At 64.3% G+C, this 19,011-nt stretch carries 16 protein-coding genes and 1 tRNA gene; 12 read left to right on the top strand and 5 right to left on the bottom strand.

Going from position 1 to position 19,011, the window contains the following annotated elements:
- Positions 1-156 precede the first annotated feature (156 nt).
- From ACVIW0_RS38265 to ACVIW0_RS38240, 6 genes are read left to right on the top strand one after another with little or no spacing between them, the layout of a single operon-like run.
- Complete coding sequence (locus ACVIW0_RS38265) at positions 157-1,611, top strand: sensor histidine kinase (protein ID WP_461356929.1); 1,455 nt, start codon at positions 157-159, stop codon at positions 1,609-1,611.
- Positions 1,596-3,029, top strand: a complete 1,434-nt coding sequence (locus ACVIW0_RS38260; RefSeq protein WP_461356928.1) for a sigma-54-dependent transcriptional regulator — start codon at positions 1,596-1,598, stop codon at positions 3,027-3,029. The genes ACVIW0_RS38265 and ACVIW0_RS38260 overlap by 16 nt, the downstream gene beginning before the upstream one ends.
- Positions 3,030-3,083: 54 nt before the next feature.
- Entirely contained in the window at positions 3,084-3,809 is a 726-nt protein-coding gene (locus ACVIW0_RS38255; RefSeq protein WP_461357544.1) for a hypothetical protein, read from the top strand.
- Positions 3,810-3,855: 46 nt separating this feature from the next.
- A complete protein-coding gene (locus ACVIW0_RS38250) occupies positions 3,856-4,476 on the top strand; it encodes a hypothetical protein (RefSeq protein ID WP_461356927.1) in 621 nt (206 codons plus the stop codon).
- Positions 4,477-4,522: 46 nt separating this feature from the next.
- A complete protein-coding gene (locus tag ACVIW0_RS38245; protein ID WP_461356926.1) occupies positions 4,523-5,791 on the top strand; it encodes an MFS transporter in 1,269 nt (422 codons plus the stop codon).
- Positions 5,792-5,828: 37 nt separating this feature from the next.
- Positions 5,829-7,076, top strand: a complete 1,248-nt coding sequence (locus ACVIW0_RS38240) for an arsenic transporter (RefSeq protein WP_461356925.1) — start codon at positions 5,829-5,831, stop codon at positions 7,074-7,076.
- Between the two features lie 91 nt (positions 7,077-7,167).
- Here ACVIW0_RS38240 and ACVIW0_RS38235 read toward each other — a convergent pair.
- Positions 7,168-7,244 (bottom strand) — tRNA-Arg (locus tag ACVIW0_RS38235).
- Between the two features lie 128 nt (positions 7,245-7,372).
- Here ACVIW0_RS38235 and ACVIW0_RS38230 point away from each other — a divergent pair.
- The 3 genes from ACVIW0_RS38230 (at position 7,373) to ACVIW0_RS38220 (ending at position 9,949) form a co-directional block, all read left to right on the top strand.
- Positions 7,373-8,452, top strand: coding sequence for an LLM class flavin-dependent oxidoreductase (locus tag ACVIW0_RS38230; protein WP_461356924.1), 1,080 nt, complete (start codon positions 7,373-7,375; stop codon positions 8,450-8,452).
- Between the two features lie 93 nt (positions 8,453-8,545).
- Positions 8,546-9,586 (top strand): alpha/beta fold hydrolase, encoded by a 1,041-nt coding sequence (locus ACVIW0_RS38225; protein ID WP_461356923.1) that lies wholly within the window; start codon positions 8,546-8,548, stop codon positions 9,584-9,586.
- A 105-nt stretch (positions 9,587-9,691) separates the two neighbouring features.
- Entirely contained in the window at positions 9,692-9,949 is a 258-nt protein-coding gene (locus ACVIW0_RS38220) for a GCG_CRPN prefix-to-repeats domain-containing protein (RefSeq protein ID WP_461356922.1), read from the top strand.
- Positions 9,950-10,079: 130 nt separating this feature from the next.
- Here the strand turns inward: ACVIW0_RS38220 and ACVIW0_RS38215 are convergent, their stop codons facing one another.
- The 3 genes from ACVIW0_RS38215 to ACVIW0_RS38205 all read right to left on the bottom strand — a co-directional run bounded on the left by ACVIW0_RS38215 (position 10,080) and on the right by ACVIW0_RS38205 (position 13,687).
- On the bottom strand, positions 10,080-10,484 hold the full coding sequence (locus tag ACVIW0_RS38215; RefSeq protein WP_461356921.1) for a YccF domain-containing protein: 405 nt from the start codon (positions 10,482-10,484) through the stop codon (positions 10,080-10,082).
- A 263-nt stretch (positions 10,485-10,747) separates the two neighbouring features.
- The gene (locus tag ACVIW0_RS38210) at positions 10,748-12,520 is read right to left on the bottom strand and encodes a putative bifunctional diguanylate cyclase/phosphodiesterase (protein ID WP_461356920.1); all 1,773 of its coding nucleotides are present in this window, start codon (positions 12,518-12,520) and stop codon (positions 10,748-10,750) included.
- A 204-nt stretch (positions 12,521-12,724) separates the two neighbouring features.
- Positions 12,725-13,687 (bottom strand): sensor histidine kinase, encoded by a 963-nt coding sequence (locus ACVIW0_RS38205; protein WP_461356919.1) that lies wholly within the window; start codon positions 13,685-13,687, stop codon positions 12,725-12,727.
- A 180-nt stretch (positions 13,688-13,867) separates the two neighbouring features.
- On the opposite strand from ACVIW0_RS38205, the gene ACVIW0_RS38200 reads away from it, so the two are divergent.
- On the top strand, positions 13,868-14,710 hold the full coding sequence (locus ACVIW0_RS38200) for an SDR family NAD(P)-dependent oxidoreductase (RefSeq protein ID WP_461356918.1): 843 nt from the start codon (positions 13,868-13,870) through the stop codon (positions 14,708-14,710).
- 29 nt (positions 14,711-14,739) lie between these two features.
- On the top strand, positions 14,740-15,159 hold the full coding sequence (locus ACVIW0_RS38195; protein ID WP_461356917.1) for an adenylate/guanylate cyclase domain-containing protein: 420 nt from the start codon (positions 14,740-14,742) through the stop codon (positions 15,157-15,159).
- An 842-nt stretch (positions 15,160-16,001) separates the two neighbouring features.
- On the opposite strand, the gene ACVIW0_RS38190 is transcribed toward ACVIW0_RS38195, so the two are convergent.
- On the bottom strand, positions 16,002-17,243 hold the full coding sequence (locus ACVIW0_RS38190) for an LLM class flavin-dependent oxidoreductase (RefSeq protein WP_461356916.1): 1,242 nt from the start codon (positions 17,241-17,243) through the stop codon (positions 16,002-16,004).
- A 302-nt stretch (positions 17,244-17,545) separates the two neighbouring features.
- On the opposite strand from ACVIW0_RS38190, the gene ACVIW0_RS38185 reads away from it, so the two are divergent.
- Positions 17,546-18,952: an MFS transporter gene (locus ACVIW0_RS38185; protein ID WP_461356915.1), complete on the top strand. Its 1,407-nt coding sequence runs from the start codon at positions 17,546-17,548 to the stop codon at positions 18,950-18,952.
- Positions 18,953-19,011 lie beyond the last annotated feature (59 nt).

The following is a 19,011-nucleotide window of genomic DNA, read 5'->3' as shown; positions in this document are numbered from 1 at the left end:
GGTCCAAGCCTTCATGTGGCCCCTTGTGGCGGGTGATGTTGCGGTCGTAATACCCCAGCATCGCAACGGGTTGCCTTTTCAACGGAATCGGCCGAATGGCGCTGTCTTCAGATTCGTATAAGCTCAAGAGCTATTTCACCTGCGTGAGAACTTTCGATGCGATCTCTCTGGTCGCGGCTGCTAGCACTCTGGATCATGCTGGTCTTGTCAGGAGCTGCGACCGGGTACCTCCTGTTCGAGTCCTTTCAGCAGACCGCAAACGCGCGTGTTGCGCGCTCTGAGGAGTTGGTAGCGCGAGCTTGCCGGGACATTGCCGACCGCTACCAGTTCTTCGTGTCTGGCTGGACCGGGGGGCCGATTGACGATCGGCTGAAGCAGGAACTCACGACTCTTGCTCAGGTCGCACTCTCCGGCGCCATCGGCGTCGAGGGAGGCATCTGGCAGGCCGATGCGGGCTCGCTCGCCTATGCGTTCCCGTCGTATGAGGGCACGGGTCCAAAGACCGACCTTCCCGCCGCAGAGTTGAGCACGATCCGTGAAGTCAATGCCGACGCTTTACGTTCCGGGCGGCCGGCTGGCCTGCGGCAGCCGGCGCGCTCGCAAGTGCTACTGGTGCACGCCTGCCCGCTGCGCGGACCGCTGCAGGGCACGACAGCCTGGACCATGACGCGCGCCTTTACCGCGGAAGGTCCGGCCTACACGCAATTGCTGACCGGGCTTGTTGTGCTCGCACTTACCATTTTCGGATCGGCGATATGGCTCGCCCGCGTGCTGTTTTCATGGTCGCGGAAGATCGCGGTTCTGGAGAAAGCGCTGGCCAAGAATGAAAGCAGCTCGATCGATCTTCCAAGACTCCCGCGTACTGGCGAGCCTGAACTCGACCGGCTGGTCGATGCGCTGAACCGGACCGGCGAACGGCTCGCGCACGAGCAGCGACGCGCAAGTACGGCCGAGCGCATGGCAGCGGTCGGGCGACTGTCGGCAGGCCTTGCGCACGAGATACGCAACCCCATCGCGGCGATGCGGCTCAAGGCGGAAAACGCGCTTGCCGCCAGCGATGACGCCCGCAAGAAAACTGCGCTGGAAGCGATCCTCAAGCAGGTCGCGCGGCTGGACACGCTGCTCCGCAATCTCTTGCAAATGACCCAGACCGGCGAGCCCAAGTCAATGGATGTCGAGCTTGCGTCATTCCTGCAAGGCACAATCGAGCCTCATCAGGAATTGGCGGCGGCCAACGGTTTGTCGCTGGAAACGGGACCTGCGGGGCCGAACAATCCCTTGCCTCGCTTTGATGCCTCCCAGATGCAGCGGGCTCTCGACAATCTGATTCTCAACGCCATTCAGAATACGCCTGCTGGCGGGCGCATCGTTGTGGACGCCCAGCGGCAACAGGATAAGTTGCTACTCACGGTGACCGACAGCGGTGTAGGGGTGAGCGAGGAGATGCGCGAGCGCCTGTTCGAGCCGTTCGCGACCGCGCGCTCCGAGGGAACCGGGCTTGGGCTTGCTATCGTGCGAGAAATCGCGCGTGCTCACCGGGGAGAAGCTCGCCTTGCGCACACCGAGCGCGGCGCGAGATTCGAGATCGAGGTGCCATGGCAAACGTCCTGATTGTCGATGATGACCCGGCGCTGCGCGAAGGTCTCGCGGAGGCACTGAGCGATCTCGGCCACACACCGCAAACGGCCTCATCGGGACGCGAAGGTCTCGCGGCGCTGTCCGAGATTGTGGACGCAGTGCTGCTCGATCTCAAGATGCCCGGCATGGACGGCATCGAAGTACTGCGCCGCATCCGGTCGCAGGAAAGCCCGCCGGCCGTGGTGGTGCTGACCGCTTTTGCAAGCGCCGAAAATACCATCGAAGCCATGCGGCTCGGCGCCTTCGACCACCTCACCAAGCCGATCGGACGCGATGAACTGAGAACTCTCATGGCGCGCCTGCCGTCGCGCCTGCGGCCGGTCACCACCGCTGGCAAAGGCAGTCTCGATACCCTGATCGGATCGAGCGAGGGTATGCGGCGCGTGCAGAAGGCGATCGGGCTTGCCGCTGATAGCCAGGCGACCGTTCTCATCCTTGGCGAGACCGGTACGGGCAAGGAACTGGTGGCGCGGGCGCTGCACATACACGGCCAGCACAAGGACGGCACCTTCATCGCTGTCAACTGTGCCGCGATCCCGCCGGACTTGCTTGAGAGCGAGCTATTTGGACATGTGAAGGGATCGTTCACGGGCGCGACCAGCGACCGCACGGGCGCCTTCCGCGATGCTGAAAAAGGCACGCTGTTCCTGGATGAAATCGGCGACATGCCGCTTGCGATGCAGGCGAAGATCCTGCGGGTGCTCCAAGAGCGGATGATCACGCCGGTTGGCGGCAAGCCGGTCCGGACGACGGCGCGGGTCATTGCCGCAACCCATCGCGACTTGCCAAAGCTTGTCGCGGATGGCGGGTTTCGGGAAGACCTCTACTACCGTCTCAACGTCGTTCCCATTGCGGTACCGCCGCTGCGCGAGCGGCCATCCGATATCGTGCCCCTTGCCGAGCACTTCCTTTCGCTTGCGACCCCATCGGGACAGCCAGTCAAACAGCTCAACAGCAGTGCGATCGACAAGCTCGCGCGTTACGACTGGCCCGGCAATGTCAGGCAATTGCGTAATGTCATCGAACGGGCTTGCCTTCTCACCAGGAGCCACACCATCGCCGCGGACGATATCGACACCAGCGCTGCGGAACATCACCCTACTCATACGGCGCTTCCGGAACGCGATCTGCCAGCGGCGGTGGCGCAGCTTGAAGAAGCGATGATCCGCAAGGCGCTGGACGCCTGCGGCGGCAACCGCACCGAAGCCGCGCGGCGCCTCAACATCAACCGCCAGCTTCTCTACACCAAGATGCAGCGTTACCGCCTGACCGGCGGGAGATGCGTAAGAAAATCTGACGCTCGTCGTCAGAAAAGCCGACGACTGACCAGCCGAACGCTCCAAAAAATCCTCCACAAACAAGCACTTCAGCTTTGGCACGCCCATTGCTGAACCTTTCGCATTGGCCACCCCGCTCGCCATTTCTGAAGGAGCTTGATCATGAAGATGACAACGACGCGAATACGAGCGCTTGCGTGCGCGTTCCTCGCGGCGACAGCCATCGGAGCTGGCACGAGAGCCTATTCGCAAGCCCCCGGCGCCGTCTGGGATTCGTCGCAACTGCCGGAGTCGCGGGGCCGGGTGAAGCAATACACGTTGACGCCCCGCGGTGACGTTGACGGGCTGATCCTTGCCGACGGCACGGAAGTGAAACTGCCGCCGCATCTCTCTGCCCAGCTCGTCTATACGATCCGGCCGGGCGACGAGGTTTCGATCCGCGGTCTTCGTGCACGAGCCATTCCGCTCGTCGATGCGACTTCGGTTACCAATGTTGCAACGGGCAGAAGTGTCACCGACAACGGGCCACCGCGCGGCCCCGACCGCGGCGGCATGCAGCAGGCGTTTAGCGGCCGGATCGTCGCGGCGCTGCACGGCAAGCGGGGCGAGGTAAACGGCGCCGTGCTCGACGACGGCACCCAGCTTCGCCTGCCCCCGCCTGAAGCCGAGCGCTTTGCGGACTGGTTGCAACCTGGCCAGATGGTTTCCGTGCGCGGAGTATCGCTCGACACCGCGCTCGGCAGAGTGGTGGACGTGCGAGCGATCGGCGATTCGTCTGGCCAGTTGACCGACCTCGACGGTCCACCTCCGCCGCGTGGCCCCAAGGGTGGCCTCAAGGGTGGTCCCGACCGTTTCGGCCCGCCGCCTCCGCCACCACCCCCGCCGCGTGGTTAAGGCCGAGAACGAATTTCAGAAACGACTGACCAGATAGGAGAACACCATGCACTGGATTGATCCCGATTGCCTCCCGGAACTGAAAGGCACCGTCGAACGCTTCCTGCTGAACCCGCACGGCGAGATCGACGGCTTCGTCATGAATGGCGATGCGCAGGCGCCGGTCCTTGTTCATACGCCGCCGCACATCGAGGCCGAACTCACCCGCCACGTTAAAGCCGGCGACGCGGTCGGCGTCCGCGGCGTCCGGCCGCGCAAGGGTCATCTCATCGCGGCGGTCGCGGTCACGGCGGCGGACGGGGCACGTATCGTAGACCTAGGACCGGACCACGATCGCAAACATCCGAAGCTCGAAAAGAGGAAGCTGTCGGCCGAGGGAACCGTGCGGCTGCCGTTGTTCGGCCCGAAGGGCGAACTTCGCGGCGCGCTGCTCGCCGACGGCACGGTGATCCGTATCGGGCCGAAGGAGGCGGAACGGCTTGCCGGGTTTCTTGCACCGAACGCGATGGTCGCCGTGAGAGGCGACGGTGTTGAAACCAAACACGGTCGTGTCGTGGATGCGAAGGAGATCGGCGCCAGCAGCCGCGAACTTCACCCGATTAAGGGTGCAAAGCCGAAGCCCAAGCACGAAGAAAAGCCCAAACACGATCGCGCCGCACACGCCTGAGGTAGATCGCCAAGAAGCGGAATGACGTCGAGGGTCGAGGCCGAATATGTCTAGTGATTCGAAATCAAGACAACGTGCCAACCGCGCCCTCGATGCCGCCAATTTTTTCCTCGCCGATGTGCGCGACGGGCTCGGGCCCTATCTCGCCATTTATCTCCTGACCGAACAAAGATGGGATGAAGCCAGCATCGGCGTAGTGATGTCGATTGCCGGCTTTGCTGGCATCGTTGCGCAGACGCCGGCTGGCGCACTGGTCGATGCGACAAGGGCAAAGCGCTTCGTGATGGTCTTTGCTGCGCTGATCATCACCTGTGCCTCGCTGGTTTTGCCTCTCTGCGCAGGCTTCTGGCCGGTTGTTCTGTCGCAAAGCATCGCGCACGCGGCGGGCGTAATCTTTCCCCCGACGATAGCTGCTGTTTCCCTTGGCGTCGCAGGCCATCGCGCCTTTACCGCCCGCGTCGGTCGCAACGAAGGCTTCAACCACGCCGGCAATGCCGCGGCCGCCACGATTGCAGGCGGCACGGCTTATTTTTTTGGTCCTCAGACCGTGTTCTATGTGCTCGGCTGCATGACCGTCGCGAGCCTCATCAGCGTGTTGGCGATCCCCGAAGAGGCGATCGATCATGATCTCGCACGCGGGAATTCGGACGGCGATAACGAGCGGCCGTCAGGCTTTGGCGTTCTCCTGACATGCCGTCCGCTTCTGATCTTTGCGGTTTGCGTAACGCTGTTTCATCTCTCGAATGCGGCGATGCTGCCGCTGGTCGGACAAAAACTTGCGCTGCAGGACAAGAATCTCGGCACCAGCATGATGGCTGCGTGCATCCTCGCGGCCCAAATCGTGATGGTGCCGATGGCGATGCTCGTTGGGGCGCGGGCCGATCGCTGGGGCCACAAACGCTTCTTCCTCGCCGCGCTCCTTATCCTGCCCCTTCGCGGGGCGCTCTATACGTTGTCCGATAACGAGGCCTGGCTCGTCGGTGTGCAGCTTCTCGACGGAGTCGGCGCTGGCATCCTTGGTGCGATCTTCCCCGTGATCGTCGCCGACCTCATGCGCAACACCGGGCGCTTCAACGTCGCGCAGGGCGGAGTCATCACAGCGCAAAGCATTGGCGCGGCGCTCTCGACTACGCTTGCAGGTTTTGTCGTTGTGAAGGCAGGCTATAGCGCAGCCTTTCTTACGCTCGGCGCGATCGCGGGGATCGGCTTTGCAGTCTGCTGGTTCGCACTGCCCGAGACTCGCGGACATCCGGGTACGAATACAAGCCGGACGAAGCGTACCGAGCCGGCGGCCTCCGGTATCGCTGCGGGATGATTTTGAGCGTTGTTTTGGAGACGGCAGAATGGTGCCCATGCACGAATCGCTCCTGACCTGGGGTATCATTGTCCCGGCAACGGCTGGCGTCATCATCAGGCCATTTCGGCTGCCTGAAGCGATCTGGGCGGTCGCGGGTGCCGCCGCGCTGGTGATTTGCAACGTCCTGACCGCAAGCGAAGCGATGCACGGTGTCGCCAAGGGTCTTGACGTCTATTTCTTCCTGATCGGCATGATGCTTGCCGCTGAGCTTGCGCGGAGCGAAGGCCTGTTCGACTATCTGGCCGCAATGGCGGTCGAGCATGCGCGCGGTTCGCCACAGCGGCTGTTTCTTCTGATCTATGCCGTCGGCATTCTTGTTACCGCGCTGCTCTCCAATGACGCCACTGCTATCGTATTGACGCCAGCCGTCTACGCCGCGACCCGCGCCGCGGGAGCAAAGCCGTTGCCCTATCTGTTCGCCTGCGCGTTCATCGCCAATGCCGCGAGTTTTGTGCTGCCGATCTCCAATCCCGCCAATCTCGTGGTGTTCGGCGAGCGCATGCCCCATCTGTTCGAATGGCTGCGCCAGTTCGCGTTGCCATCGCTTGCCGCGATTGTCGTGACCTTTGTCGTGCTTCGTCTGACGCAGCGCCGCGCGCTCGCCGAAGAGAGCATCGAAAGCCGCGTGCCGCATCCCAAGCTCGGCCGCGGCGGCAGGCTCACTGCGGTCGGTATCGCCGCGCTCGGCGTCGTCCTGCTGACGGCATCGGCGCTCGACGTGCCATTGGGGTTGCCGACGTTAATTTGCGGCGTTGTGACGGCTGCGGCGGTGCTCGTTCTCAGCCGCCGGTCGCCGTTGCCGGTGATAAGAGGCATTTCGTGGAGCGTGTTGCCATTGGTCGCGGGGTTATTCGTGATGGTGGAAGCGCTGGTGAAAACCGGTGCGATCGGCCAACTCAGCGCGCTCCTTCAAGCCGGGATCGAACGATCACCGACCCACGCCGCCTGGGGCACTGGAATCGCTGCCGCAGTGGCCGACAACATCGCCAACAACCTTCCAGTTGGCTTGGTGGCAAGCTCGGTCGCGGCCAGCGGCCAGCTCCCGCCGCCGGTCCTCGGCGCGATGCTGATCGGCGTCGATCTCGGGCCCAATCTCTCGGTGACCGGCTCCCTTGCAACAATCCTGTGGCTCGTGGCGCTGCGGCGCGAAAAGATCGACGTCACCGCGTGGCGCTTCCTGAAAATTGGTGTGCTGGTGACGCCACCCGCGTTGCTGGCGGCGCTGGCCGTCGCGATCTGGTGACGATTTTGTCCAGATTGCTTCCTCGCTCGAAGAGAAAGAACTGGAGCTTTCGTTTCGCGCGATGGTATCGCGCTGTAAAATGTAGAGAAATTGGCGCACCCGACACGATTCGAACGTGTGACCTTTGCCTTCGGAGGGCAACGCTCTATCCAGCTGAGCTACGGGTGCGTGCGGGGTTCATTTAGCTGATTGGCTGCCGGTCGGCAACGGCGTTGTCCGGCCGGCTCCGGGCTGTAAACTGCCTGCGCCAATATGACAGGCCGGATGAAATGGCCGCTTTTCGAGGGAGTTTGCCCATGCGTCCGCTGGAATTCGGCTGGTATCTGCCCACGCATGGCGACACCACGGCCTATGGGCTGATGGAGGCGCAGATCGCCGGTTCGCCGGAACTCTGCGAGCGGGTGGTCAAGGCGGCCGAGGATGCCTCCTTCGAGTATCTCCTGATCCCGGTCGGCTCGGTGTGCTGGGAGGCCTGGATCGCGGGCGCCTTCATGGCGGCGCGCTCCAGCAGGATCAAGCCGCTGATCGCGGCACGACCCGGCTACATCAACCCGGTGCTGATGGCCAAGATGATCTCGACCTTCGACCAGATGTCGGGCGGGCGAATCTGCATCAATTTGATCGCCGGGCAGAACGAGAGCGAGGTCGAGGCCGAAGGCGTGCGCTACGCAAAGGAGGCGCGCTACGCGCTGATGGACGAGGAGGTCTCGATCCTGAAGGCGCTGTGGACTACGCGCGGGCCGGTGCACTTCGCAGGCAAGTTTCACACGATCTCCGGCGCGCATATCCGCCCGCGTCCGCTTCAGCAGCCGTTTCCGAAATTCTATCTCGGCGGCGGCTCGCGGCAGGCCTGGGAGGTGTCGGCGAAGCATTCCGACGTTCATCTGTTCTGGGGCGATCTGCCGGAGCGCATCGCGGACAATATCGCCGAGATCAGGCGAATGGCGCGGGCGCATGACCGTGAGGATGCGATCGGCTTCGGCATGCGTCTGCAGGTGATCTGCAGGGAGAACGAGGCGGAGGCCTGGGCGGCCGCTGATCAGCTCGTGCGCCACGCTACCGAGCGGCAGAAGCAGGAGATGAAGACGCTCTACAACCGCTCGGAGGCCAATCAGCGCGTGCAGCAGCTCGCGCGTGACTACGGCGACCTGCTGATGCCGCATCTGTGGACCGGGATCACCAAGGTGCGGCCCGGCGCGGGGATCGCGGTAGTCGGCAATCCCGAGCAATGCGCCGCGACCTTGCAGCAATTCATCAACGCCGGCTGCCACTCCTTCTGCCTGTCCGGCTACCTGCATGACGAGGAGGCCGAGCGGTTCGGCCGCCTGATCCGCCCGATCCTCGCAGCCAACAATCGCGGGCGGCCCGCGGCGTGAGCTGCGATCGGGAAGCTTTCCGAAAATTCACGGGTGAATCGACGCCCGACCCGGCATGATCCAGCCGAGATCGCAGCACAACGGAGTTGAACGATGCATCATCGGGGCTGGCTTGCGGCAATGGCGCTGCTCATCGTGACGGCGGCGCACGCGCCGGTCGCGTCCGCCACGTCGGCGCAGACCGCGCGCGACATGAAGCCGGTCAAGGAGATCGCCAGCGGGCGGATCGCCGTCGGCAGCGCGACGTTCCCGCTTTATCTTTCGGCCGACTGGTCCAATCCGCTGCCCGATGTGACCCGCGCGGTGCTGGTGCTGCACGGCGTGCTGCGCAACGCCGACGACTATTTCCGCGCGGCGCTGAGCGCGCAGGCGGCAGCCGGCGACGTCGGCAAGCACACACTGATGATCGCGCCGCAATTTTTGATCGCGCCCGACGTCGAGGCGTTCAAGCTGCCGGCGGAGACGCTGCGCTGGAGCCTCTATGGCTGGCAGGGCGGCGAGCCCGCGATCGCACCTGGCCCGGCGAGTTCGTTCGATGCGCTCGACGCCATTCTGGCCAAGCTCGGCGACCGCAAGCTGTTTCCGAACCTGAAACAGGTCGTGGTGTTCGGCCATTCCGGCGGCGGCCAGGTGGTGCAGCGCTATGCGATCGCGGTGAAGGGCGATCAGGTGCTGCTGCAGGAGGGCATCGGCGTGCGCTACGTCGTCGCCAATCCGTCCTCCTATGCGTATTTCACCAAGGAGCGGCCGGAGCCCGCGATCGCGGCGACATGCGAAGGCTATAACAGCTGGAAATTCGGCATGGACGACCGTCCGCCGTATCTTGCCGGGCCGACCCCGGCCGCGCTGGAGCAGGCCTATGTCACGCGCCGCGTGATCTATCTCTTGGGCACGCTCGACACCAACCCCGATCATCCCGCGCTCGACAAATCCTGCATGGCGGAGGCCGAAGGCCCATACCGCTACGCGCGCGGCCATTCCTATGTCGCCGCGATGGCCGCCCGCGACGGCGGCACGCCGAACCACAGCGTGTGGGATGTGCCCGGCGTCGGCCATGAGGGCGGCAAGATGCTCAACTCGGCCTGCGGCCTGACCGCGGTGTTCGATATCCCCGGCTGCGCGGCTGCGCGCTGAATGCGCACACCGGATTGTGTGCGACGATTCGATGGCAAGCCGCATCGAGATCGCCTACGCTGCCGGTGCGAATGGAGCATCACCAGCAGCTTGATGGAGAACATCATGAGAGGATGTTTGCTCGCGATTCTGACGGCAGCTGCGTTGTTCGGCTGGGCCCCGGCCAAGGCTGCAGATGGCTGTGGCGTCGGTTGCCACGCCACCGTGAACGGCGCCTGCGTGATTGACGGCTGGGGCACCGGCGCGCGCGTGTGGAACGAATGCCCCGCCACCTCGCGCCCGCGTCCGCCCTGTGGCGGCCATGGGTTCGTCTGGAGACGCGACTTCAAGGCCTGTGCGCAGACGACCAAGGACTGGCTCTAGACTCTTTCGGGCTCCGATGGACTCGAAGCGGGGCTCTAGATTCTTGTCTTGACGCATTTTTTCTTTGTGCGAACCGGTTTTCCACTTCGCGCGAAAATACTCGAGCCTTCGAGCGACCTCGGGGCTGTTGTTACGCCGGCACGATCACCTTGCCGATCGGCCACAGCGCGATGCCGGCAAGCTTGAGATGCGCCCAGGCGAAGGGGATGCCGATGATGGTCACCGCGAGCAGGATCGCCGTGATCAGATGGCCGATCGCGAGCCACCAGCCGGCCAGGATGAACCAGATCAGGTTGCCGATCACGCCGAGCGGTCCGGTTCCGATGTCTGACATCCCCGTGACTTCATCGCGGCGCACCGCGCGCGAGCCGAGCGGCAGCAGCGTGTAGACCGCGATGTTGAAGGCGGCGCGCGCCCAGGGCAGCCCGACGATGGTGGTCGCCATGATGACCGCGGCGATCAGCCAGCCGAACGCCATCCACGCGCCGCCGATCAGGATCCAGAGGATGTTCAGGAGGATAGACACGGGCTGCATGGCCGACACCTTCGCGTAACACCGCCCTCAATATAGGCCGGCGCGCGGCGCCGCGGTAGGGTGCGGGCCGGCGCCGCGAACAACGGCGTCGCGCCGTTGCCGGTGCTGGAGAGGTGGGCCGACTTTTCCCTCTCCCCGTTTTCACGGGTTGCGCCGCCGGCTCCTTTGCATGGGGTTGTTTTCGATGTTTTGCCAGTGCGTCCCGCGGAGGCAGGCGATCGGCGATCGCCCTGCCGCAAAGCGGGGCGAGGTGAGGCGACTGCCTACCGCCTGAAGCCGCTGGCGCGCGAATAGTTCTGGCGGCCCTCCTGGGCCGGGCGCGCCGCCATGCTGGCGCGGGACTCGCTCGTGACCGGCGTCGCCGGCCTCAAATCCTCGAGGAAGATCGGCTTGGCGAAGTAATAGCCCTGCGCATAGCGGATCTTGGTCGCGGCCTGCAGATAGGTGAGCTCCTCATAGGACTCGATGCCCTCGGCGATCACGGTCATGCCGAGCGCCTCGCTCAGCGATTCGATCGCACGCAGGATGCCCTGGCTGCGCGGCCGCTGATGGATGTCGGTGATGAAGGAGCGGTCAATCTTGATCTCGTCCGCGGTGATGTCGGCGAGCGCCGACAGCGACGAGTAGCCGATGCCGAAATCGTCGATTGAGATGCCGACGCCGATGCCGCGCAGGATCGGCAGGATCTGGTCCTGAAAATGCGTCCGGGTCACGAACGCATCCTCGGTGACCTCGATCATGAAGCGCTTCGGGAAGCCGGTCTCGTCGATCGCGCGCGCGAAGCGGCGCATGAATTCGAGATTGCCGGCCTGCTTGGCCGCGACATTGATGCTGATCGTCGCGGTGGGGCCGAACGTGTCGTTGATCAGGTCGATCGACTTGACGATCTCCGCCAGCACCAGGAACGTCAGCTCGTCGATCAGCCCGAGCTCGACGGCGAGGTTGATGAAGGTGCCCGGCGCCTGGATCACGCCCTCGTCGTCGCGCAGCCGCACCAGCGCCTCGATGCCTTTGACCTCCTGGGTGCGGATGTCGACCTTGGCCTGGAACGCGCAGCAGAAACGCTTCTCCAGGATCGCCAGCCGCAGCGACTGCTCGATCTTCATCCGCGCCAGCGCCTCGCGCTCCATGCTGTTGTCGAAGAACGCGGTCGAGCCCTTGCCGTTGTTCTTGACGCGGTACATCGCGATGTCGGCGTTCTGGCGCAGCGCCTCGTAGCTCCTGCCGTGCATGGGATAGAGGCTGACGCCGATCGAGGTCGAGGCGAAGATCTCGGATTCCTCGATGAAGAACGGCGCCTTCAGCCGCTCCTGCATCACATGGATGAATTCGGCGACCTCGTCATTGCCGCTGATCGGGTTCAGCAGCAGCAGGAACTCGTCGCCGGAAATGCGCGACAGGATATCGGTGTCGCGCAGCGCGTGGCCGAGCCGCTTGGATAGTTCGACCAGCAGCGCATCGCCGATCGCGTGGCCGTAATAGTCGTTGATGTGCTTGAAATTGTCGACGTCGAGGAAGGCAAGCGCGAAATGGCTCTGTGAATCCTCGCGGATCAGGCCGTTGACGCGATGCTCGATCACCCGGCGGGTCGGCAGGCCGGTCAGCTCGTCGTAATAGGCCGAGCGGAACAGCTGGTCCTCGAACGCCTTCTGCTCGCTGATGTCGGTCGATGCCGAGATCAAGAGGTTGCGGCCGGCGATCTGGACCGGTCGGTGCGCGGTGAGGAACACGTATTTGGAGGCGCCGCAGGACAGCACTTCCTCGAGCACCACCGGACGGCCGCTGCGCAGAAGGTCGAGGTGGGCGGCGTGGCGTTCGTCGATCGGCGGCGACTGGGTCGCGCCGGCCGCGAGCTGCAACTGGCTCGCTGCGGCTTCGTTCACCAGGATGAACTGGCCCTGCTCGTCCTGGACGGTCACGCCCGCCGGCAGCAGCTGGAGAAGGTCGCGCAGGATACGCAATTCATTGCGGAAGATGTCGTCTTGGCCGGTCGCTGCCGCGCCCGCCTGAATATCGTTTCTGGTGAGACTATGCATGGGCCGACCTTGGCAAAGTCCGTTGTAGTTTTGGTTAAGCGGACCTGCTAAATGCCGTGACAGAATGAGACCCGGACTGCTTTCGCAAGCCGTCGCGAAAATCGTCATTAACAGAATATCAATGCCGGTCCTCGTCGCCGGTGAAAGCGATTGCGCACTGCGCGGTTGCATCAACAATGGGACGTGTACCGGAAAGCCGACTTATCAACAGCTCGGCAGCTTGCACTGCATGGTGCAGTGAACACCGGTCTTCAGATAACTGATCTCAGTCTTGCCGTCGAACGGCCGTAGCGCCGACTTCAACAGCTTGGTGCCGAAGCCGGCTTCGCCGACGGCTTCGAGCACCGGTCCCTCGGTCTCGTCCCAGATCACGTTGAGACGTCCATCATCCACCGTCCATGACACCTGCAGGAACCCGCGGGGTGAGGAGAAGGCGCCGTACTTTCCTGCGTTGGTTGCGAGCTCATGGAAGATCAGCGCCAGCGAGACTGCGAGCTTGGCGGGCAGGAACAATTGCTCGCCGTTCAGATTGAACCGCACATGGCCGTAAGGGCCGAGCTCCGAGCGCAGCAAATCCTTGATATCGCAGCCATAGCCGTCGACCCGCGCGATCAGATCGTCGGTCGCGGACAGCGCGCGGATGCGATGGTCGATGCGCTGCCAGACATCGGGCCGGTCCTGCAGCGCCTGATGCAGCACGGCGTGAATGGTCGAGGACTTGTTCTTCAGCCGGTGCTGCAATTCATCGACCACGACCTTGCGGTACTGCTCCTCCTCGAGCAGCCGCTTCGACACCTCGCGCTGCTGCGCCACCAGGGAACGATAGTGCTCGACGCCCCAGATGGCGATGCCGCACACCGCCCAGAAGATCATCAGCAGCGCAAAGCGCGCCGGGTCGGCGCTTGAGCCGCTGAAATTGAGCACCACCCCGAGCAGACCGCTGGCGAGCGCGGTTGCGATCCCGACCCGGAAACCGCCAAATGCGGTCGCAAAGAACACCGCCGGGAAATACGGCGTGAAGAACACGTCGGGCCTGATCTGGGCGAGCCCGAAGCGTGCGGCCGTGGCCAAAACGAGACAGAGCACCGCGAAGGCGACCGCAAGCAGCATCGAGGGCTGGGAATCGCCCCGCCAACCCGCTCTGAAATCGTCGATCCACTTCGCCATCTGTCGTTCCAGTTCACGTGAACAGGCGAACCAAAATAAGGCCGCTGCGACCGAATAACCGCAGTTGTGGCCTTCTGGCCACAGGCGGACCTTGCCGGCCGCTAACCGCGCCCGCGCTTGCGTTGATGGAAGCAGCTGGGGAATATCCGCAACATCAAAGGTTAGTTTGGGGGACTCGGCATGGGACGGCTGGACGGCAAGGTCGCGGTGATCACAGGGGCGACCAGCGGCATCGGGTTGCGCACGGCGGAGGTCTTTGTCGCCGAGGGCGCAAGGATCGTCATTGCGGGGCGCCGCGCGGCGGAAGGCGAGGCGCTGGCCAAACAGCTCGGCGGCAATTGCGTGTTTCGGCAGACCGACGTCACGGTCGAAGAGCAGATGCAGGCGCTGATCGCGCTTGCGGTGGAGAAATTCGGCCGCATCGACTGCCTGTTCAACAATGCCGGCGGCCCGGCGCAGACCGGCGGCATCGAAGGGCTCGACGTCGAGCGGTTCGACGCGGCGATGGCGACCCTGGTGCGCAGCGTCATGCTCGGCATGAAGCATGTCGCCCCGATCATGCGCAAACAGAGTTCCGGCAGCATCATCAACAATGGCAGCATCGCCGGTCGGCTCGCCGGCTTCTCCTCGTCGATGGTGTATGGCGCGGCGAAGGCCGCCGTCATTCACTTCACCAAATGCGTGGCGATGGAGCTCGGCGAGTCCGGCATCCGCGTCAACTCGATCTCGCCCGGCGCGATCGCGACCGGCATTTTCGGCAAGGCGCTCGGGTTGTCGACGGAAGCAGCCGAGAAGACTCCCGCGGTGATGCGCGAGGTCTACAAGGCGGCGCAGCCGATTCCGCGCGCAGGGCTACCCGACGACATCGCGCATGCTGCGGTGTTTCTGGCGAGCGACCAATCGAGCTTCATCAACGGCCACGACCTCGTCGTCGACGGCGCCATCACCGGCGGCCGCAACTGGAGCCAGCAGCAGGCCGGCTATGTCGCGCTGCGCAAGGCGTTCGATCAAGGGACGGGGTAGACACTCCCGCCGGAACGGAAGGCGGCGAGGTGCTGAATTACGTCGGCGACGAGATCATCGTGACCTGGCCGGAGCAGCTTGGTGCGGTCGATTGCCGGCCGCTGCGCTGCTTCGTGGCGATGCGCAACGCGCTGCAAAAGGCGGCGCCGCAGTTCGAGCGCGAATTCGGCGCGGTGCCGCAAATCCGCGGCAGCCTGCATTTCGGCCCCGTGATCGTCGGCGAGATCGGCGACGTCAAGCCGGCCATCGTCTTCAACGGCGACGTCATGAACACCGCTGCGCGGCTGGAGGAATTGAGCCGCAAGGTCGATGGCGGCTTCCTCGCCTCACGCGCCGCGATGGCCCGCTTCGCCGCGCCGCCGCCATTTCCGTTGAGCGATCTCGGCCGGCTGCCGATCCGTGGCCGCGTCGACGGCATCGATGTGGTCGGGATCGGAGCGGTGGCGTAGTTCATTTCTCGAACTCAGCCACGCACGCTGCGACAAATTAACCCGACGGGCAAATTTGCGCTTCCGTCGTCGGGCAAATCAGATGTTCAATTCCGCCCGTCTCACCCGACACGAGGGGCGCTTCGCGGTCGTCACGAACGCGGGTCGAGATGCGGTGGACGCGGATTGCGCAGTCGACGAATGCGCATGAGGCGGACGGCGAAGTCGTGCAGGCCTGACGCCCTAGTGGTAGGTGTCTTTTCGGATTGCGCAATGCGCGTCGCGAAGACGGTGACAACAAAGCCCAGTCTCGCCGGGGAGAGCACGTATAAGCCGTAAGCCATCGCGCAGGGAAAGCCGGGTTGTTTCCGGTTACACCTGTGGTCCTACCCCCGAGCTTTCTACCCTTTTGCTCGGGGCCCATGGGTGCGATCGGCACCCGGCTTTCCCTGCGCCCTCACCAACGGAGAGGGCGGAACGAAAGAGCAAAGCTCGGGCATTCATGTCGCGAGAATGCAAAACTGCGTCGTCATCTACAACTGTCATCGCCCGGGCTCGACCGGGCGATCCAGTACGCCGCGGCCTCTCCGTTCAAGCACAGCCGTCTCTGGAATACTGGATCACCCGCTTTCGCGGGTGATGACAGCGAGGGTGTGGCAATTGAATCGAGAACCTTCCCCACCGTCGTCCCGGCGCAGGCCGGGACCGATAACAACAAATGGTCATTGTTGAACGGCGCCGGAACGACGAGTCTCTCTCACAACACCCGCCGCGGCGTGTGGGTGCCGGCCTTCGCCGGGGCGACAGCGGTGGACGTGGCGCGATCTTGCGATCCCTCTACCCTTCCAAGGGCGCGTAGCAAATCACGCCTTCTGCTTCGCCGCTTCCTTGGCGAGGTCGGGCGCATTCACGGCCGGGATCGCGACGCGGCCGGGGCCGGTTTGCTGGAGCGCGGCGGCGGCCTTGTCGTTCTGCATGATCTTGGCCATCACGGCCTGGCCGGCGCGCTCGAACACGGCGCGGTTGTCGACCAGGAACTGGCGCGACTTGCGCAGGCCGTCGATATAGCCGTTGATCTCGGGCACCACGTAGCGCGCGACCATGTCCCAGCTGCGGCGGGTGTTTTCCGGATTGGCCCAGTCATGGGCGAAGCCGATGATCGCGCCGACGCCGCCGGAGACATCGACCAGGTTCTTGATCATTTTGATCAGATCGTCCGGCGTGCCGATGGTGGAGGCCGCACCTTCGACGAAGGCGGTCTTGTCGACGGCTTCATCCGCCGAGGAAAACGCGGTCAGGCCCGGACGCATCAAGGTGCCGACATTATATTCGTTGTGCCAGCGCAGCAGCCCGGCGCCGGCCTCGCGCCGGGCCTGCTCGCGGGTCTCGGCGATGTGCCAGGACAGCAGCACGCGCCAGTTGGCGCGGCTCACCGTGGTGCCGGCCTTCGCGGCGGCGTCCTCGGCGAACTGCCATTGCTGCGGCAGCGCCATCAGGCCCTGGGTCGACATCGAGCCGAGCGAGATGATGCCGATGCCGTATTTGCCGGCCAGCGTCATGCCCGACGGCGAGATCTGCGAGGCCACCACGAACGGCATGTCCTCCTGCAGCGGCAGGATCTGCAATGCGGCGTCGTGCATCTCGAACCAGTCGGTCTTGGCGGTGACGCGCTCGCCGTTGAACAGGCGGCGGATCACCGCGATCGCCTCATCCTGGCGGTCGCGCTGTGTCATCGGGTCGATGCCGAGCGTATGGGCGTCGGAGGCCAGCGCGCCGGGGCCGGAGCCGAAAATGGCGCGGCCGCCGGTCATGTGGTCGAGCTGCACCATGCGCTGCGCGACGTTGAAGGGGTGGTGATAGGGCAGCGAGATCACGCCGGTGCCGAGCTTGATGCGCTTGGTGCGTTCGCCGGCGGCGGCCAGGAACATTTCCGGCGAGGCGATGGTCTCCCAGCCCGAGGAATGGTGCTCGCCGCACCAGAATTCGTCATAGCCGAGGTTGTCGAGCTGCTCGACGAAATCGAGGTCGCGGCGAAATTGCAGCATCGGATGCTCGCCGATCGGGTGATGCGGGGCGAGGAAGGCTCCGAACTTGAGGCGCGCCATAGGTCGTTCTCTCCGGATTATTGTTTATCTGGGGCTTTGTCCCAACCTACGGGGTGCCCCTCGGCAAGGCAATGCTCCGAGGCCGCGGCGCCCGCATGGTTGTTGCGCAAATCGGCGCCGATTGCCGCCCTCCGGAATGTTTCCCAGCGCATCAACGCAAATCGCGCGGGGCGCGGCGCGGGCAGGGCGCGGGATGGCCATGGATGACGCGCCCGTGAACCAACGCTTACGTCCGAGGTAATCGAGCCAATGACCGGAATCTGCTGATGTCTGGCGCAACATCATTTCGGGCAAGGCTACGCATGCATCAGATCGTCTCGAATCCGGTGGAGACCTCCCGCCGCTGGTGGGTGCTGGCGATCGTGGTGTCGGCGCAATTCATGTTCGGCGTCGATGCCTTCATCGTCAACGTCGCAATCCCGACGATGGCGGCCGAGCTGCACGCCACGCCGGCGCAGATCGAGGCCGTGATCGCGATCTATCTGATTGCCTATGCCACGCTGGTGGTGACCGGCGGCCGGCTCGGCGACATCCACGGCACCAGGACCGTGTTCATCGCCGGCGTCGCGGGCTTCTCGATGACCTCGCTATGGTGTGGTCTCGCGCAGTCCGGACCTGAATTGATCATCGCACGGCTGGCGCAGGGCGCGACTGCGGCGCTGATGGTGCCGCAGGTGCTGGCGACGCTGCATCTGTTGTTCTCCGACGCGGCGCGGGCGCGGGCGTTCGGCATTTACGGCATCGTGCTGGGGCTTGCCGGCGTGACGGGATTCGCGCTCGGCGGCGCGCTGGTGACGCTCGATCTCTTAGGCCTCGGCTGGCGCGCGGTGTTCTTCGTCAACGTGCCGTTCGGCGTCATCATCATCGCAGCCGCGCTGAAAATCATGCCGACGGTGCCGCGCCGCGCCGGCACGCGGCTCGATCTTCCCGGCGCCATCGTGCTGTTTGCGGGCCTGTTGTGCCTGATCGGCCCGCTGCTGTTCGGTCACGATCTGCATTGGGCGCCGTTTGTGTGGCTGGTGATGGCCGCGGGCGTTGCCGTGATTGCAGGCTTCGTGCGGCTCGAGCGCAGCGTCGCCCGCCGCGGCGGCATGCCGCTGATCGACCTGTCGCTGCTGTCGGATGCAGCCTTCATGCGCGGCCTGGTCGCGGTGTTTTTCTTCTTCTTCGCCAATCTGTCCTTCTATCTGATCATGACCGTGTTCATGCAGAAGGGCTTGCAGATTCCGCCGCTCGAGGCCGGGCTGGTGTTCGTGCCGCTGGCGCTGACCTTCGTGATCGCCTCGCGGCACAGCGCCGCGCGCGCCCGGCATCGCGGCACGCTGGTGCTGATCGAGGGTTGCGCCTTGCAGATCACAGGGATTGCGGTGCTGGTTGCGACGGTTCAAACGGTCACGGCGCCATCGGCGTCGCTGCTCGCGCTGGTGCTTGTGATCTTCGGCTACGGCCAGGGGTTGGTGATGGCGCCGCTGTCGAGCGCGGTGCTGTCGAGCGTGAAGCCGGCCAGCGCCGGCGCCGGCTCCGGCATGTATGGCACCACGACGCAGATCGGCAACGCGGCCGGGGTTGCCGCGATCGGTGCGGTTTTCTTCGCCGTCGAGAGCGCGACATCGGCACGTCTGGCGCTGTTTGCAGCATGCGCATTGTTTGTGCTGTCGATTATTATTTCAGCCGCATTTCTGTCATGGATGCGCCGCGCCAGCCCATGAATCCGGCGCTGCGCTGCGCGATCTTTCCAAAAGTTCATGCTCAAACAAGGTGCTACGGC

It is taken from the genome of Bradyrhizobium sp. USDA 4454 (assembly GCF_054822705.1).
Note: the sequence above shows the minus strand (reverse complement) of the source record. Positions and strands in the feature narration are given on the sequence as shown.

Excerpts from the sequence above, each read along its gene's own strand:
- ACVIW0_RS38260 (WP_461356928.1), top strand. The coding sequence starts at position 1,596 with ATGGCAAACGTCCTGATTGTCGATGATGACCCGGCGCTGCGCGAAGGT.
- ACVIW0_RS38185 (WP_461356915.1), top strand. The coding sequence starts at position 17,546 with ATGCATCAGATCGTCTCGAATCCGGTGGAGACCTCCCGCCGCTGGTGG.
- ACVIW0_RS38250 (WP_461356927.1), top strand. The coding sequence starts at position 3,856 with ATGCACTGGATTGATCCCGATTGCCTCCCGGAACTGAAAGGCACCGTC.
- ACVIW0_RS38245 (WP_461356926.1), top strand. The coding sequence starts at position 4,523 with ATGTCTAGTGATTCGAAATCAAGACAACGTGCCAACCGCGCCCTCGAT.
- ACVIW0_RS38210 (WP_461356920.1), bottom strand. The coding sequence starts at position 12,520 with ATGCATAGTCTCACCAGAAACGATATTCAGGCGGGCGCGGCAGCGACC.
- ACVIW0_RS38220 (WP_461356922.1), top strand. The coding sequence starts at position 9,692 with ATGAGAGGATGTTTGCTCGCGATTCTGACGGCAGCTGCGTTGTTCGGC.
- ACVIW0_RS38255 (WP_461357544.1), top strand. The coding sequence starts at position 3,084 with ATGACAACGACGCGAATACGAGCGCTTGCGTGCGCGTTCCTCGCGGCG.
- ACVIW0_RS38190 (WP_461356916.1), bottom strand. The coding sequence starts at position 17,243 with ATGGCGCGCCTCAAGTTCGGAGCCTTCCTCGCCCCGCATCACCCGATC.
- ACVIW0_RS38240 (WP_461356925.1), top strand. The coding sequence starts at position 5,829 with ATGCACGAATCGCTCCTGACCTGGGGTATCATTGTCCCGGCAACGGCT.
- ACVIW0_RS38215 (WP_461356921.1), bottom strand. The coding sequence starts at position 10,484 with ATGCAGCCCGTGTCTATCCTCCTGAACATCCTCTGGATCCTGATCGGC.
- ACVIW0_RS38265 (WP_461356929.1), top strand. The coding sequence starts at position 157 with ATGCGATCTCTCTGGTCGCGGCTGCTAGCACTCTGGATCATGCTGGTC.
- ACVIW0_RS38200 (WP_461356918.1), top strand. The coding sequence starts at position 13,868 with ATGGGACGGCTGGACGGCAAGGTCGCGGTGATCACAGGGGCGACCAGC.
- ACVIW0_RS38225 (WP_461356923.1), top strand. The coding sequence starts at position 8,546 with ATGCATCATCGGGGCTGGCTTGCGGCAATGGCGCTGCTCATCGTGACG.
- ACVIW0_RS38230 (WP_461356924.1), top strand. The coding sequence starts at position 7,373 with ATGCGTCCGCTGGAATTCGGCTGGTATCTGCCCACGCATGGCGACACC.
- ACVIW0_RS38205 (WP_461356919.1), bottom strand. The coding sequence starts at position 13,687 with ATGGCGAAGTGGATCGACGATTTCAGAGCGGGTTGGCGGGGCGATTCC.